This window comes from Pseudoalteromonas sp. bablab_jr011, from assembly GCF_016464045.1.
Lineage (GTDB): Bacteria > Pseudomonadota > Gammaproteobacteria > Enterobacterales > Alteromonadaceae > Pseudoalteromonas > Pseudoalteromonas lipolytica.
The window spans coordinates 97,485-113,721 of record NZ_JACDWU010000150.1 but is presented as its reverse complement, the minus strand read 5'-3'; the positions used below and the strand labels follow the sequence as shown (position 1 = coordinate 113,721).

12 protein-coding genes are annotated in these 16,237 nt (G+C 42.6%); 9 read left to right on the top strand and 3 right to left on the bottom strand.

Going from position 1 to position 16,237, the window contains the following annotated elements; translation table 11 throughout:
• Positions 1 to 526: 526 nt before the first annotated feature.
• From JIG41_RS07395 to JIG41_RS07380, 4 genes are all read left to right on the top strand, one after another.
• A complete protein-coding gene (locus JIG41_RS07395) occupies positions 527 to 3,316 on the top strand; it encodes a TonB-dependent receptor (RefSeq protein ID WP_199524507.1) in 2,790 nt (929 codons plus the stop codon).
• 269 nt (positions 3,317 to 3,585) lie between these two features.
• Positions 3,586 to 4,923, top strand: coding sequence for an MFS transporter (locus JIG41_RS07390; protein ID WP_199524506.1), 1,338 nt, complete (start codon positions 3,586 to 3,588; stop codon positions 4,921 to 4,923).
• Between the two features lie 77 nt (positions 4,924 to 5,000).
• Complete coding sequence (locus tag JIG41_RS07385) at positions 5,001 to 7,445, top strand: glycoside hydrolase family 127 protein (RefSeq protein WP_199524505.1); 2,445 nt, start codon at positions 5,001 to 5,003, stop codon at positions 7,443 to 7,445.
• Between the two features lie 10 nt (positions 7,446 to 7,455).
• Complete coding sequence (locus tag JIG41_RS07380) at positions 7,456 to 7,872, top strand: FKBP-type peptidyl-prolyl cis-trans isomerase (protein WP_051501946.1); 417 nt, start codon at positions 7,456 to 7,458, stop codon at positions 7,870 to 7,872.
• A gap of 82 nt (positions 7,873 to 7,954) precedes the next feature.
• On the opposite strand, the gene JIG41_RS07375 is transcribed toward JIG41_RS07380, so the two are convergent.
• Complete coding sequence (locus JIG41_RS07375; protein WP_199524504.1) at positions 7,955 to 8,959, bottom strand: arabinan endo-1,5-alpha-L-arabinosidase; 1,005 nt, start codon at positions 8,957 to 8,959, stop codon at positions 7,955 to 7,957.
• A gap of 104 nt (positions 8,960 to 9,063) precedes the next feature.
• Here JIG41_RS07375 and JIG41_RS07370 point away from each other — a divergent pair, with 104 nt between their 5' ends.
• Positions 9,064 to 10,092 carry a family 43 glycosylhydrolase gene (locus tag JIG41_RS07370; protein WP_036973613.1) on the top strand — a complete coding sequence of 343 codons (1,029 nt, stop codon included), beginning with the start codon at positions 9,064 to 9,066 and terminating at the stop codon, positions 10,090 to 10,092.
• Between the two features lie 56 nt (positions 10,093 to 10,148).
• Here the strand turns inward: JIG41_RS07370 and JIG41_RS07365 are convergent, their stop codons facing one another.
• Positions 10,149 to 11,777, bottom strand: a complete 1,629-nt coding sequence (locus JIG41_RS07365; protein WP_036973612.1) for a sodium:solute symporter — start codon at positions 11,775 to 11,777, stop codon at positions 10,149 to 10,151.
• Positions 11,778 to 12,036: 259 nt separating this feature from the next.
• Here JIG41_RS07365 and JIG41_RS07360 point away from each other — a divergent pair, with 259 nt between their 5' ends.
• From JIG41_RS07360 to JIG41_RS07345, 4 genes are all read left to right on the top strand, one after another.
• Positions 12,037 to 12,762 carry a FadR/GntR family transcriptional regulator gene (locus JIG41_RS07360; RefSeq protein ID WP_065979489.1) on the top strand — a complete coding sequence of 242 codons (726 nt, stop codon included), beginning with the start codon at positions 12,037 to 12,039 and terminating at the stop codon, positions 12,760 to 12,762.
• 46 nt (positions 12,763 to 12,808) lie between these two features.
• Positions 12,809 to 13,588 (top strand): SDR family NAD(P)-dependent oxidoreductase, encoded by a 780-nt coding sequence (locus JIG41_RS07355; RefSeq protein WP_065979488.1) that lies wholly within the window; start codon positions 12,809 to 12,811, stop codon positions 13,586 to 13,588.
• A 130-nt stretch (positions 13,589 to 13,718) separates the two neighbouring features.
• Positions 13,719 to 14,426 carry a sulfite exporter TauE/SafE family protein gene (locus tag JIG41_RS07350; RefSeq protein WP_074989520.1) on the top strand — a complete coding sequence of 236 codons (708 nt, stop codon included), beginning with the start codon at positions 13,719 to 13,721 and terminating at the stop codon, positions 14,424 to 14,426.
• 27 nt (positions 14,427 to 14,453) lie between these two features.
• The gene (locus JIG41_RS07345; RefSeq protein ID WP_227006793.1) at positions 14,454 to 15,338 is read left to right on the top strand and encodes an SMP-30/gluconolactonase/LRE family protein; all 885 of its coding nucleotides are present in this window, start codon (positions 14,454 to 14,456) and stop codon (positions 15,336 to 15,338) included.
• Here the strand turns inward: JIG41_RS07345 and JIG41_RS07340 are convergent.
• Positions 15,333 to 16,220 carry a LysR family transcriptional regulator gene (locus JIG41_RS07340; protein ID WP_036973605.1) on the bottom strand — a complete coding sequence of 296 codons (888 nt, stop codon included), beginning with the start codon at positions 16,218 to 16,220 and terminating at the stop codon, positions 15,333 to 15,335. The genes JIG41_RS07345 and JIG41_RS07340 overlap by 6 nt on opposite strands.
• Positions 16,221 to 16,237 lie beyond the last annotated feature (17 nt).

Sequence of the window (16,237 nt, the reverse complement as noted above, 5' to 3'; positions counted from 1 at the left end):
TTATTCAGTTAAAGCTGCTTAAAGCAGGTGGGGACAAAATTAGCTAAAGACCATATAGCAAAAGGGCTTCAGTAAGATTTTTATAAATCATCGCTGTAACCCTTTATTTTATTGGTTTTTCCTTAACTGATCTGCATTACGACTTAGCTCGGGGTTTTTTATTGCGCTAAAGATTGTCCAGGGCAAAAAATATTTCTATAACGGAAGATATTTAATATTAATATAATATTTATTTTCGGTGAGTGAATCATCAAAAGAGTGGGATTTTCGAATTTTATATCTTTAAGGTTATGTTACTTAAGAGTTTTTTGTTTCTTGTGAACCGTTGTTTCTTCGTTATTTTCTTGATTATTATTTTTACAATGTAAGTTGACTGTTAATTAATCATACAATACTATTAATAAAAGACAGCAAATACTTAACATAACTAAAATAACCCTATATATGCACTGACAACAAGCATCGTAAATATGGGGAAGGCAGAAGGCGCACCTTCTGGGTAAATCAAAATTGGAGAGCAGCACACATGTTCAAAAAAACACACATAGCAAGCGCGATTTTAATGGCAGTTTCATGTCAATTTGCTTATGCAGAACAGCAGGATACAAAACAAGAGAATGACGAAATTGAAGTTATTCAGGTGTCAGGTATCCGCGGTAGTTTAAATAAAGGCTTAAACATTAAGCGTCAATCATTCCAAGTTGTTGATGCTATTGTCGCTGAAGATATTGGTAAGTTTCCCGATAACAATGTAGTTGAAGCCCTTCAGCGTGTGACTGGCGTACAAGTTACTGACCGGGGAGCCGGTGAGGTTAATACCGTATCTATTCGTGGTCTAACGGATGTGACTACAACGGTGAATGGTCGTCAAATTTTTACAGCGGCAGGTAGGAATGTGGCGTTAGCTGATATTCCTGCTGCGTTATTAGAAAGTGTCGATGTTTATAAAACGCGTTCAGCATCACAGGTAGGGAGTGGTATCGCTGGTCAAATCGACATTAAAACACAGCGTCCATTTAACTTCGATGGTTCGAAAGTGGTTGTTTCTGCACGTGGTATTTATCAAGAGCAAGCTGAAGAGCTTGATCCAAATGTATCGTTGTTGGCAAGTAATCGCTGGGAATCTGGGATTGGTGAATTTGGTGCGCTTGTAAACGTTTCATATGGTGAAACCAGTTACCGTGACCAAAACATTGCAGCGGGTGCGATGGTGCCATTTATGACACTGAATCCTGCAGCTGGTTTTGGCCCGCTAGAACGAATTCAAACAACGGATGGCCGTGCCAGTGAAGAACTTATATGGCAGCCTGGCTTAGAAAAAGGCTTACCATTTCAAGCTGGCTCTACTTTAAATATCAATGGTGTTCCTACAGAATATTACTTATCTCGTGATGCGGTGTTTGCGAGTGATTTCACGGGTAAGCGAGAGCGCCCAGCTGCAAATGTTGCTTTTCAATGGCGACCAAATGATGATTCACAATATACCTTTGAAGCGTTTTATAATGGCTTTCGTAATGAATCATTTAACGCTTTAAGCTTCACGTTTGTAGATTGGTGGGGCAATGTTGACACACAAAATCCGCCAGTTACCTTTGATGGCACCAATATTATAAAAGAGCGTTATGTTGATGCACCTTATGGATTTAATAGTGGTGATTTAACGGTTAGCAAGACAGATAGTTATGTATTTGCTTTAGGCGGTGAGTGGACAATCACCGATACTTTTAATCTTGCTTCAGAAATCTACTATCAAGACAGCCAATATGAGACTGACTTTCTTGCTATGCGAAGTGAGCGCGTTGCGTATGGCTTAAATGTAGATTTTAATGACAAAGACGGAATTCCTTCTTTGGTTTATGCTGACAACCCCGACACTGCAGTGAATGAAGCTGATTTAGCTGATACATCTCAGTGGAATGTTGCCCAACTATACGACAATGGGGGCTCATCTAAAGGTGATGCACTAACATTCACATTAGATGGTGACTTATTTGTTGATAGCTTTGGTTTTGATACTGTTTCGTTTGGTGTGCGCTACGATAGCCGTGGAGCGAGTGACTCAAGTCGTGAGGCTGACGGCGGGATTTTAGGGCAACCTTTAGGTTCATTAGATGAAGGCCTTGCATCAATTAATGAAGGCTTTTTTGATGGTAATGCGAATTGGCCATCAAGTTGGGTCGTGCCAAATGGGCATTACATATACAACAACCGTCAGTCATTCCGTGATCTTTATAACATCGGTGCAGATGATGTGATGTTGGAAAAGACCTTTGATATTGATGAAAAATCTTATGCTGCTTATATTCAAGGTGATTTTTCAACAACTTTATTTGGTCGTGAGTTCGATGGTCAGCTAGGTTTACGATACGAAAACGCAAAAGCGGAGATGACCTTTTTTGATATAGACCAAAACCCAACAGCTGTTAGCTCTGCAGAAAATAGTTCTTCGGCTTTATTGCCAAGCATTGTAGTGCGCTATCATTTAACTGAGGATGTAATCGCGAGAGCCGCTTATACAGAAACGATTCGTCGACCTGATTTTTCTCAATTAAATTCTTTCATATACTACACTGAAGATGTGACGAATATTGGCTATGGTACAGCAAGTGGCGGTAACCCAAACTTAAAGCCTGTTGAATCTAAAAACTACGATTTAACATTAGAGTGGTATTTTGCGGATGATAGTTCTCTTTATGGCACGCTATTTAAACGTGAAATAGAGGGGTTTGTGTATGGCTCGAACCGTATCGTTCAATATCAAGGACCTGATGATGAAGCGCCTTATCCGTACATTCTAAATCAACCGGATAACTCATCAAATGGTACATTAGATGGTGTTGAGTTAGGTTTAGTTTATTTCCCTGACAATTTACCGGATTGGTTAACAGGTGCGGGTCTTCAGGCAAGTGCAACGTTCCTTGATTCAGAGCAAGAGCTTCCTGTGTACGCAGATGGTCAGCTTTCTGGGTATGATACGCGAGACATGTTTGGGGTTTCAAAATCATCATATTCAACCGTGCTTATTTATGAGCGTGACGATTTTGATATGCGCTTAGCTTATGTGTGGCGTGATGATTTCTTAAATAACTACGAGGCCGCTCAATTTGCGAATCCGCTAGGTGTTTATCGTCGTCCAGAGCAAAGCTTAGACTTTCAGTTAAGTTACGATATCAACGAAGACTTCATGGTCACGTTTGATGGTACTAATTTAACAGAAGAAATAGCGCAATCTTATTATGAGTACCCAACAACTCATAACTCAAATAGCGCATTATTTAGCCGTACCTTTGCACTAGGTATCCGTTATTCTTTCTAAAATTCTTGAATAGACCCAAAAACCCCGGCTTTGCTGGGGTTTTTTATTTTTCAGATTTGCTAGAAAGTGGGCGTGTTTGTTATTAAACGAAAAGAGTTGCGATTTAATTAGTATGATAATACTATCATTCGGGTTAGCATTAAATTTACAAAAATAACGAATGCAGTGGCCAAGCTGTGTAGTATCACATAGTTGATACACAGTATTGAAAGGTGTTCATTGCTTAAAATATTGAGTATTGGCTTAATATTTTCCAATTAGGGTGTGGTATGGAATCTCAAAAGTTATCCGTTGTAGAAAAAGTTGGCTTTGGTGCCGGCGACATGGCAGTGAATGTCATGGTTGCAGCGTTATTTTATTTTATGTCTTTTTTCTACACCGATATCTACGGACTGGATCCGGTTGATATGGGTGTGTTGTTTTTAGTGGCGCGTTTTGTTGATGCCTTTACCGATCCATTAATGGGGGTCATCACCGATAAAGTGAAAACCCGCTGGGGTCAGTTCCGCCACTGGTTCTTATTCTTGTCTGTACCGTATGGTTTGTCGGTTATATTACTATTTACTACGCCAGATCTTGATTACAACATGAAGCTGGCGTGGGCCTATGCAACTTACCTGTTTGCTACGTTGATGTTTACCGGTGTAGCAATCCCTTATATCTCTTATATTGGTGTACTCACTGCGGATCCTAAAGAGCGTTTATCTGCTAATGGTTACCGTATGTTTTTCGCAAAAATTGCCAATGTAGTGATTGTATTCTCAGTACCGCTACTTGCGTCTTACTGGGGAAATGGCAGCTTGTCGTACGGTTATAAACTCGCAATGGCACTGGTCTCTGCGTGTGCCGTGGCACTGTTCTTATTTTGTTTTTTTACTACACGCGAACGTATTACTCACGAGCCACAAACAGAGAGTGTGCTTACACAATTAAAAGTGCTGCTTAAAAACGACCAGTGGTTGTTACTGTGTGCAGCGTGTGTACTTGGTACCTTAGGGTATGCAATTCGCGGTAGTGTGGCAATGTACTATGCAACCTATTATTTAGGGGTGCCCGATTTAGCAGGGGCATTCACCAGTGCGGGTATTGCGGCGTCAATCGTATCGATGGTGGCAAGTACGTGGATCACGCAGCGTTACTGTAAAATGAAACTGTTCCGTCAATCACAAATTGCGGTGTTATTTATTTCATTGCTTATGTATTTTGTGGTCCAACCGGGTGATGTAATGATGGCATTCGTGCTTTATATCATCTTGTCATTTGTGGTTGATTTACATGCGCCTGTGTTCTGGTCTGCGATTGCAGAAGCTGTGGATTACGGTGAAATTAAAGACGGTGTGCGCGCATCGGGCTTATCATTTGGTGGTATTTCATTCTGCCAAAAAGCTGGAGGTGGTTTAGCTGGTTTAGCAGGGGGATTATTACTGGCATTTTTCGAGTACAAACCCAACGTTGAGCAAACGGAGTTTACCTTAATGGGCTTAGCACTCATGCTTACTATTATCCCAGGTGTATTCCACGCGTTACTTGGTCTTATTCTTAAAAAATACAAGATTACCGATCAATACTATACGGACATGGTCATTCAAAAACGCCTACCAAAGTAACCTTCTCTTAAAACGCGCATGCTAACACAGTGTGCGCTTTGCTCTTTAAAATAACAGTTCGCTGGGAGACAACAAGCATGAACACATTCAAAGTGAGTTATTTAGCAAGTCTGTGTGCTGCAATATTAACGGTGACTGCATGCAGTGAGTTGCCAATTGACAGCAAACAAGCCGCCTCTGTTGCGCATGCTGAACATGCCAGCGAACAACATTTATTTGCGCTAAACCAAGTAAGCTTAAGCGCCAGCCCGTTTTTACATGCGCAGCAAACTAATGTGCGTTATTTATTAGCACTTCATCCTGATCAGCTGCTTGCTCCTTACCTGCGTGAGGCGGGCCTGACACCAAAAGCGCCCAACTATGGTAACTGGGAAAATACCGGTCTTGATGGTCATATTGGGGGTCATTATTTATCAGCATTGAGCCTTGCTTGGGCAGCAACAGGGGATGAAGAATTAAAGCAGCGTTTAGATTACATGCTAAGCGAGCTTAATCGTGCTCAACAAGCCACAGGTGGTTACTTAGGCGGTATTCCTAATGGCGATGAAATGTGGCAGCAGATTGAAAACGGTGAAATTAAGGCTGATTTATTCAGTTTAAACGACCGTTGGGTACCACTTTACAATATAGATAAAATCTTCCATGGCCTTCGTGATGCCTACGAAGTTGCAGGAAGTAGCCAAGCAAAGCACATGTTATTTAAGCTAGGCGAATGGTTCTTAGCAACCACAGCGAAGCTAACTGATGAACAAGTTCAGCAGATGCTGTACTCAGAGCATGGTGGCTTAAATGATGTGTTTGCGGATATGTATGTTATTAGTGACGATGAGCGTTACTTAAAACTAGCGCGCCAGTTCTCTCATAACATCATTATTGAACCACTATTACACACAGAAGATAAGTTAACAGGCCTGCATGCCAATACGCAAATTCCCAAAATTATTGGTATGTTGAAAGTGGCGAATGCCAGCGATGATAAAGCATGGCAGCAAGGCGCTGACTTTTTCTGGAAAACAGTGAGCCAAGAGCGCTCGGTGTCCATTGGTGGTAATTCAGTACGTGAACATTTTCATGATAAAAGTGACTTTACGCCAATGGTTGAAGATGTTGAAGGCCCAGAAACCTGCAATACCTACAATATGATGAAACTCAGCAAGTTACTGTTTTTGAAAACCGCTGATACGCGTTATTTAGACTATTATGAGCGCGCCACATATAACCATATTTTATCGTCACAGCACCCAGAACATGGTGGCCTTGTTTACTTTACCTCAATGCGACCAGGACATTACCGTATGTACTCGTCAGTGCAAGACTCTATGTGGTGTTGTGTGGGCTCGGGTATTGAGAATCACAGCAAGTATGGTGAGTTAATTTATAGCAATACGGGTAAAGAGCTATGGGTGAATTTATTTATTCCCAGTACGTTAAATTGGCAACAGCAAGGCTTACAGATCACCCAAGACAGCCAATTCCCTGATGATACCAAGGTTTCACTCACGGTGAACCGGTTGTCTGAGGGACAAAGCTCAGAGTCTGTCATTCATATTCGTAAACCGTCTTGGCAACAAGGTGAACTGCGCTTTACGTTAAATGGAAAAGCCGTGACCGCGAGCGAAAAAGACGGTTACTACAGTATCAGCCATGCATGGCAAAGTGGCGATAAGCTTGCCTTTGAATTAGCGCCTAAGCTTTATACCGAGCAGTTACCGGATGGCCAAGATTATTATTCTGTCATGTATGGCCCCGTGGTTATGGCCACCAAAGTACAGGCTTTTGCGAATGAGCAGTTAAGCTTTGTTGCTGATAACAGCCGTATGGGTCACATCGCTGCTGGACCGACGTGCCCACCAGAAGCATTACCCATTATGCTCAGTGAACCTGCGCAATTTGTTGCTGATTTAACTCGTAAACCGGGCCAAGCGTTGGCATTCATCGCAGACAAAAATGTAGCGATTGCAAAGCAAGGCATTGGACAGACTGAACGCACGGAACTTATCCCATTTTTCCGCTTACACGACAGCCGCTATCAAGTGTATTGGCCACAGCAAAGCAAAGCTGAATTCACACAATTTGTAGCTGACGCCAAAGCGGCTGAGCAAGCAAAAGAGCAGCTTCGATTATTAACCGTTGATCACATTACGCCGGGTGAACAGCAACCAGAAGTAGAGCATAGCTTTAAAGGTGAAGGAACCCGTGCAGGTGTCAATAATGGCCACCATTGGCGCGATGCAACAGGTTGGTTTGAATATCAGCTTCGTAACCCCAATAAAAACGCTGCAGCAGTACGTATTCGTTATTTTATCGGTGATGTGAATCGTCATTTCTCAATCACCCTTAATAGGGAGAAACTGGCCGCGGTAAGTTTGCCTGTTGGCAACCCAAGCGATGAGTTTTACACCATTGATTACCCATTAACAGAGGCGATGAAGCAGTCAGAAATGCTGACCTTGCGTTTCACAGCCAACCCAGATTCTGTTGCGGGTGGTATCTATGGCATTCGATTGATCAACGAGCAATAAAGAGTGGGCTATGTTAAGCAATAATGTGTTTGATAAAGCGGTGAAGCCGGTATTTTCGTCATGCTTAAAAGAGCAGCAAAGCGTTTACCAAACTCCTACGGGCCTTGGTTATCGTGTTATTGAGCAGGGAGCAGGTGATAAGCCCCACTGGGATGCAACAGTCACTGTGCATCAACGTGTAGTACTTAATAACGGTCGGGTGTTATTTGACACCCGTGCAGAGGGTGTACCTGTTGAGTATGAAATTGCCGAGGCGATTGTGGGCTTGCAAGAAGCATTGCAACTGATGAGTAAAGGCAGTCGTTTTGAAGTATTAATACCCCCTCATCTTGCGCGAGATGTGTACAGTACATTTATTGCTACAAAGCATGAACAGGATTGCCAAAGCCCGATGCGAGTTGATATCACCCTGCTTGATTTTAATTAATAATACCAACTTAAAATCTCAAAATAGATCACTTGAGTAAATAAAAAACCTGCAAAATTGCAGGTTTTTTGTGTTTGAATAATTACTTTATAAGCGTGGTTTTAAGCTTGTTTAGGTCGGCTGGGTTTACAATCGGCCAATCGTTTTTCCAGCTCATCGGTAAAATTCGTAGCTTTTGTACGCCGTTATCGGCTGTTTCATAGGCGTGCAACACGAGGTAGTCTTTACCATCAAACGTGTAAGCGGCATTGTGACCAAGGGCTGCCCACTCCTTGTTACCTTCAATCACTAAGCTACCACCGCCATCAACCAGAGAGCGACCTTGCTGATCTAAATAAGGACCTTCAACGTTTTTACTGCGACCAACGCGAACATTGTAAGTACTTTCAATACCTTGACAGCATTTATCAAATGACACAAACAGATAGTAATAGCCATTCTTTTTAAAGATATAAGGCGCTTCAATTGGGCCATGCTCCGTGTTTGGACGGCTGGCAATGTGATGCCACTTTTCAGGCTGTGCTAAGCGCACCATGTCATCATCTAGTTGCACTAATTTTAAACCACCCCAAAACGAACCAAAGCTCATCCAAGGTGTGCCATTGTCATCTTCGATGATAGCTGGGTCGATAGCGTTCCAATCATCACGCTCAGGCACTGACTCAACCACAATACCGTAATCAATCCACTTGTAGTCAGGTGATGATGGGTCAAGAGTGTCGTTTACCGTTACACCAATTGCTGAGGTGTTTTTACCAAATGCAGAAACAGAGTAATACAGATAAAACTTGCCATTTTTCTCGTACACATCCGGTGCCCACAGATGGCCACCGAAATTAGGTGACACGCGTTTTGCCCAGCTAGGCTCGTCTTTAAAGACGCGGCCAGTGAGTTTCCAGTTAGTTAAATCTTTTGATTCATAATAGGTAATGCCAGGGCCTGTACTAAATACATAATACGTGCCGCCTTCTTTGGCCATAACCGGATCGTGTACTTCTACCTGTTTTGCAGACACTGCAGCTGCTGAGATAAGTAGTCCAGTTGAAAGCCACTTCATTGCTCGTGTCACTTGGTGTGCGGGTCTCATGATCGAATACCTTTTTGTTGTTTTAACTTTTCTGTTCATTCGTCTACTATATAATATGTAATACAATATTAACAATAAAATAAAAGCGAAATACAGGACACATTATGCTCAAAAAATTATCGCGGCTTACGTTACTTACCGTGTTAAGCGCTTCGTCAGTGCCAGCTTTTGCTGATGCTAATAGTAGCAAGACCGTCGCGCCAATTGATAACCCTATTGTACTTAAGCGTGCCGATCCTTGGTTAGTGCGTGATGAAAAAACCGGATGTTATACCTTTATTGGTAGTTCACCGATGTTTGATGAAATTGAACTACGCCAAGCATGTCGCTTAAATGACTTAAAACTAGCCGAGCCAAAAGTTATTTGGCAAAAGCATGATAAAGGCCCTATGAGCGTTAACATTTGGGCGCCTGAGCTGCACCACATTGATGGCAGTTGGTACATTTACTTTGCGGCCGGTGACATTGAAAAGCCTTTTAGCATTCGTATGTATGCACTTAAAAATGACCACGTTGATCCTATGCAAGGCGACTGGCAAGAAATGGGGCAGGTTATGAGTCACCTAGATAGCTTCTCTCTTGATGCGACCAGTTTTACTCATAAAGGCAAACGCTACATGATTTGGGCACAGCAAAACCAGCCTGCCACATACAACTCGGCCTTGTGGTTAGCAGAAATGGACTCACCAACGTCAATTAAAGAGCCTGTTATCGCGATTACTGAGCCGACTCTTGAGTGGGAAGTACAAGGCTATAAAGTGAATGAGGGGGCTGCTGTAATAACGCGTGGAGATAAAATTTTTGTGACCTACTCGGCCAGTGCCACCGATCATCGTTATGCGATGGGCTTGCTATGGGCAAATGTAAATGATGATTTACTTGACCCTAAAAGTTGGCATAAAAAGCCAGAGCCTGTTTTTACTACCCACGCTGAAGTTGGTCGCTTTGGTCCGGGTCATAACAGCTTTGTAAAAGCGGAAGATGGCGTGACAGATTTGCTAATTTACCATAGCCGCGATTATAAAGAGCTGAAAGGCACGCCATTGACGGATCCAAATCGCCATGCGCGAGCACGCATTATTACATGGGATAAAGATGGGTTTCCTGTGTTTTCACCACAGCTAGCTGATTAAAAAATTTTTAAAAAAAGGGCGCCAATTGGCGCCCTACAACTTTGGGAACGAAATGTTTACCAAAAGCGGTAATATATAAAGGCAGTTATGCCTAAAATGCCCGCTGTATGGATGTAATCCCACTTATCTAAACCCTCGGCGACCTCTTTGAGTGTTGCTTTGTCTAGGCTTGAGAAAGTAAGGCCTTTTAATTGCTCTTCATCTGCTTGTTTAGTGAAAATACTCACCACAATCATAATTACGACAACCACAACAAACAGCAGGATACAGTAGTACAACCAGTTCATTGTCGTTATCCATGCAAACGATGAACCCGTTAAATCATCTTTAAAGGGTAATAATACTAAGCGGATCATACCCAGTACGAAACCAGACACAAGACCAACAAACCCCGCTGTTGGCGTTATGCGCTTACTACATAAGCCGAGTAAGAATACAGCCGCGATGCCTGGTGCAATTAATGATTGAACACTCTGTAGATATTCATAAAGTACATCGGCAATTAAGCTCATGACGGGTATCCACAACAGTCCGAGTACAACGATAACGATAGTGGCCATTCTGCCTACTTTTAGAAGGTGTTTTTCGCTTGATTCTGGCTTAAACTTTTTATAAAAGTCGATCGTAAATAAAGTGGCTGATGAATTGAATAGCGAAGCGAGCGAGCTCATCAGTGCTGCGACTAAGCCACCAATCACAATTCCTTTCACACCCGCAGGTAACAGCTCAGCGACTAACGTAGGAAATGCTTGGTCAGCGCTTTCGTAACTAATAATTCCTTTTGCATTCAGAGCGTAAGCAATCATGCCCGGCACTAAGAAAATAAACACAGGGAGGAGTTTTAAATAACCCGCAAACATCGTCCCGCGACGTGCTTCTTTAATCCCTTTCGCAGAGAGTACGCGTTGCACAATATACTGATCGGTACACCAATACCAAAAACCGATAATAAACGAGCCAAAGATAATCCCAGGCCAAGGGAATTCAGTGTCTGATGCGCTGCGAATAAGGTGCATATTAACGTCATTTAAGCGTTCAACTTCTGCCCAGCCGCCGACTTTATCAAGACCAACAACTAAAATGACCAGTGAACCAATGATCAACACTGGCGTTTGCAGCACCGAGGTCCACATAATAGCTTTCATGCCCCCTAGAACAGTATAAATCCCGGTGATCACCACTAAACCAATGGCAGAAATCCAAAAGAAATCGATACCCCAAATACTCTCAATTCCTAAAATGGTTTTAAAGGCGATACCACCGGCATACACGGTCACGGCGACTTTTGTTAATACGTAGCTGATTAATGAGATAACAGATAAGAAAGTTCGCGACTTAGAATTAAAGCGACGTTCTAGAAACTCAGGCATGGTGTAGACCTTGCTACTCCAATAGAAAGGCACAAAAATCCAACCGAGTAATAGAATAATCCACGACTGCATTTCCCAATGGGCGAGTGCCATACCTGATTGAGCGCCAGAACCAGATAATCCGACTAAATGTTCTGAGCCGATGTTTGATGCGAAAATAGAGGCACCAATTACTAACCAGCTTGCATTACGACCCGCCAAAAAGTAGTCAGCGGTGTCTTCTTCTTTTTGTCGCATAGACATGACGACAACGCCTAATAACAGGACAAAAAATCCTGCCAGCACTGCCCAGTCTAAGGTACTTAGTTCGACCATTGTGTGTTCCACCTAATTATGAAAGAGAATGTTGCTTTTTAATTGTCAGTTAAAAATATTATATTATAAATTGGATGAGTGAAAGTGATTTGTTAAAATAAGGTGACACTGGATATATAAAAAAGTGACGATTACGCGCGGTTATAATAAGAGGTTCTGTCTTTTTAATGTTTTGTTATTGATTTTAATCAACTATTTGCAGGATGACGGAATAGCTTTATAGATGTATTATATTACCTAGATCTTTAGAGGAACACACATGGCGCGTTTAGAGAATTTGAACTTATCACAACAAGTTACCAATGAACTTGGTAAAGCAATTATTGTTGGTGATTATAATACTGAGACGGGGTTACCAACCGAAGCACAGTTGTGCGAAGTGTATGGTATAAGCCGCACAGCTGTTCGTGAAGCAGTTAAAATGTTGGCTGCAAAGGGATTAATTTCTTCTCGTCCACGACAAGGGATCCGTGTTGAACCGGCGGATAACTGGAACTTATACGACACCAGCGTATTAAAATGGTTACTTGAGAGCAGTCCGTCACTTTACGTACTGAAAGAGTTCTTGCAAGTACGCTTAGCTATTGAGCCACAAGCAGCGGCGTTGGCAGCACGAAAAGGTGACCAAGCTGCGATCGCTGAAATTAAAATGGCGCTCGATAAAATGCAAGCGGCTGCCGATGAACCTGAAGGCGTAATGCACGAGCCAGACCTTGCGTTCCACACGGCAATTTTGCACGCCAGTGGTAACCGTTTTTTCTATCAATTACGTGACTTTATTCGTACTGCATTGCATGTCAGTATTCAGCACACAACACCCGCTAAAGGTAATAAACAAGCCATCGCTGAAGAGCACTTTAAAGTGTATAACGCGATTGCCAATGGTGACCCTGAGCGTGCGAAAAATATGATGACGTACATGATTGATGAAGCGATGGCGTTTATCGAAAAAGAAATTGCAGACAAAGAAGCTGCAGCTCAATAAGTTTCGCTACTCAACGTTGTAAATACTGTAAAAACAAAAGGTTATCATGCCAAATTCAAATGAGCTTAAAACAGTTTACGCCAGCCTTGCCGGTAAAAGTGTATTTATTACAGGCGGAGCGACGGGAATTGGTGAAGTAATGGTAACGCGCTTCTGTGAGCAAGGCGCAAAAGTCACCTTTGTTGATATTGCAAAGCAGCAAAGCGAGGCTTTGTGCGCAAAGCTTGCGGGTAAATATGAGTTTGATCCGCAGTTTATCTATTGTGATATTCGTGATGTTGAAGCATTGCAAGCCGCTATAGAGCAAACCCGCCAGCAACAGGGCGATATTGGGGTATTAATTAATAATGCAGCCGATGACACTCGCCATGCAGCAGAAAACATGGATGTAAAATATTGGGAAGACAAGTTTGCTGTTAACTTACGCCCTTGTTTCTTTTCTTCACAGGCTGTTGTGGCGCATATGCAGCGTTTAGGTGGGGGAAGTATTATCAATATGGGGTCGGTAAGTTGGCGCATTAAGCAAACAGGAATGCCTGCTTACACCACTGCTAAAGCGGGTATTGAGGGTCTGACGCGTTCTTTAGCAGCCTCGTATGGCAAAGACAATATTCGGGTTAATACCTTGGTTCCTGGATGGGTAATGACAGAGCGTCAAATTACTCATTGGTTAACCCCAGAGATGGTTGAAGACGTTCGTTTAAGCCAGTGTATAAACGAAACAATACAACCCGACCATGTTGTTAATGCAGCATTATTTCTGGCTGCTGATGATAGTCGGATGATGACAGCACAATCATTAATCGTAGACGCAGGTTGGACTTAATTGCATTTATACATTGCAAAATGACTGACTTGCGATAAAATTTTTTCAATAAAACAAATGATACTATAATAATAAAATATGGGTTGGTATTGTTACCATCTCCCCTATTTTTCTAAGGTGGTAAGAAAGTTTGACCGACTTTGTACTCGTGTATGTAATTCTGATCATTGGTGCTTGCTTGCAAAGTGTTATTGGCTTTGGCCTTGGCATGCTGTGTGTGCCAGTTTTATATTGGTTAATGCCTGAACTGGTGCCTGGCCCTATGATTTTGAATGCACTCTTTTTAACTTCGGTGTTAATGATAAAGCACCGAGGGTCAATCGATATGAAACAGACGGGGATCTCAATAGTCGGTGGTGCAATGGGCGTAATATTCGCAGCGGCAGTGATGTGGTATGTGAATGCTAAGCAGTACCAGTTATTGCTCGGAGTGAGTATATTAGTCGTCGTCGCATTATCTATCATAGGTATGAAACCTAAAATATCGACCATAACGAGTTTATTAGCCTCTATGTCGTCGGGGTTTTTAGGAACCACCACCTCCGCTGGGGGCGCGCCGATGGGGCTGCTCTATCAAGCTGAGGATAAAGATAAAATAAAGGCCAACCTTAGTGCATTCTTTGTTTTCATTAACCTATTTGGCATTATTGTGCTGATGCTTACTGGCTCTGCTGATATGGGGGATGTAAAACTGTTTTTCTTTTGTCTGCCAGCAATCTTAATTGGCTGGGGACTGTCTTTTGTAATTAATAACAACTTAAACGAAAGAGCAATTCGCAGCATCATACTGCTGGTCGCAGGCTTATCTGGCCTAGCACTTATTTTTATACACAGATAGAATGGTAAAAGTTCAGCTGTTTATTTAATGAAATTTATGCTCGATGCCACCTTAAAAATAATTATTTCAAGCCAATGCCAATTAGGCGAAGGTGCTTACTTTGCAAAAGCCCACAACTGTGTATTTTGGGTTGATATTTTGGGTCAGCGTTTATTTCGTTTGCACTGCCAAAGTATGCGGGTAAGTCAGTTTGCCATGCCAGAACCCATTTGTTGGGTAATGGAAACGGAGCAAGGTGAACTTGTTGCTGGGTTTGCGAAGGGCATCTATAAACTTAATAGCGAAGACTTTAGCCGCGAACTGCTTTACTCAATCGACAATGAGCCACAGCAAAACCGATTAAACGATGGTAAAACATCACGGCAAGGTTTTGGTTTTTTTGGCTCGATGGACTCTCAAGAACAAGCTCCGAGTGGAAAGTTATACCGCGTTGGTCATGGAAAGGCTCCTGAAGTCGTTGACCAACACTACACCATTAGTAATGGACCGGCGGTAAGTAAATGCGGGCAGTTTTTATACTCAACAGACTCTGAAAAACAAACTATCTATCGCTTCTCATTAAGTGCACAGGGCGAGCTTAGTAATAAGCATGCGTTTATCCGTTTTACCGATAGCATGGGTTACCCAGATGGCATGACGGTTGATAATGACGACCACTTATGGGTCGCAGCATGGAATGGTTATGGTGTTTATCGTTTTTCGCCACGCGGCGAGCAAGTGCAATTTTTACGTATTCCCGCACCACGTGTTACCAGTGTTGCATTTGTCGGAGAGGCACTTGAGCATGTGGCAATTACTACCGCAGCAGTCGGGTTGGATGAGTCGGTACTTGCTGATTACCCGCACAGCGGGGGCGTGTTTATTTTAAAGCCGGGTGTTAAAGGCATCGCTGAAACACCGCTTAAACTATAGATTTTCCATTACTTGGTAGCGTAATTCGCCAAGAAATGCCCGTGCTGCGGGACCCAGTTTGTCACCGTCTTTGAAGAGCAAATGTAACTTAGCACTGCGGCTACTGTTATGCGTTAAATTGAGCGCTTTCATTTGCCCTGCTGCGAGTTGTTTTTCAATCGCTATTTTTGGTAACCACGCAAAGCCTAGACCATTACTGATCATATCAATAGAGGTGCGTAAATGCGTTACCGTCCAACGTTGATCGGCACCTAGCCAGCCGCCATCTTGTTTGTGTTTATTCGCTGAGTCACGCACTACAATTTGTCGGTGTGATTTTAAATCTTCTAATGTTATTTCGCGGTCAATCGCATGCAAAGGGTGATCTGGATGCGCCACGGCAATAAATTCAATATTGCATAACTCTTCATGAAAGCCAGCCGCTATCGGAAAACCTGTAATGGCAATATCGACCTGATCATTTACAAGTAATTCATTGCCACCCATCAGCACAGATTCATGCAATTCGATACGCAGTTGTGGGTATTGCGAAGACGTGTCGTTAAGCACTTTATAAAGTAATTGCTGTGGAAAAATGGCATCAACTGCAATGCGCAGCTTGCTTTCGATACCTTCGCCGAGGGTTTGGCCAATCGCTTCGACTTTGGCAGCTTCATCGAGTAAATAATTGGCACGGCGTAGCATCATTTCACCGGCTTCTGTGAGCACCGTTTTACGCCCTTGAATAGTAAATAATTTTACATTGAGTGCCGATTCAATTTTGCCCACGGCATTATGAATACTCGACTGGCTTTTATGAATGCTTTGTGCGGCTTGATTAAAGCCACCAAACTCAACAACAGCACGAAACATGCGCCATTGCTCTAGGGTGATTCTTAGCATGGTATTCCTTTGCTAAC

Bases quoted from the DNA above. Each gene is read 5' to 3' on its own strand.
- JIG41_RS07395 (WP_199524507.1), top strand. From the start codon at position 527: ATGTTCAAAAAAACACACATAGCAAGCGCGATTTTAATGGCAGTTTCA.
- JIG41_RS07390 (WP_199524506.1), top strand. From the start codon at position 3,586: ATGGAATCTCAAAAGTTATCCGTTGTAGAAAAAGTTGGCTTTGGTGCC.
- JIG41_RS07385 (WP_199524505.1), top strand. From the start codon at position 5,001: ATGAACACATTCAAAGTGAGTTATTTAGCAAGTCTGTGTGCTGCAATA.
- JIG41_RS07380 (WP_051501946.1), top strand. From the start codon at position 7,456: ATGTTAAGCAATAATGTGTTTGATAAAGCGGTGAAGCCGGTATTTTCG.
- JIG41_RS07375 (WP_199524504.1), bottom strand. From the start codon at position 8,959: ATGAGACCCGCACACCAAGTGACACGAGCAATGAAGTGGCTTTCAACT.
- JIG41_RS07370 (WP_036973613.1), top strand. From the start codon at position 9,064: ATGCTCAAAAAATTATCGCGGCTTACGTTACTTACCGTGTTAAGCGCT.
- JIG41_RS07365 (WP_036973612.1), bottom strand. From the start codon at position 11,777: ATGGTCGAACTAAGTACCTTAGACTGGGCAGTGCTGGCAGGATTTTTT.
- JIG41_RS07360 (WP_065979489.1), top strand. From the start codon at position 12,037: ATGGCGCGTTTAGAGAATTTGAACTTATCACAACAAGTTACCAATGAA.
- JIG41_RS07355 (WP_065979488.1), top strand. From the start codon at position 12,809: ATGCCAAATTCAAATGAGCTTAAAACAGTTTACGCCAGCCTTGCCGGT.
- JIG41_RS07345 (WP_227006793.1), top strand. From the start codon at position 14,454: ATGAAATTTATGCTCGATGCCACCTTAAAAATAATTATTTCAAGCCAA.
- JIG41_RS07340 (WP_036973605.1), bottom strand. From the start codon at position 16,220: ATGCTAAGAATCACCCTAGAGCAATGGCGCATGTTTCGTGCTGTTGTT.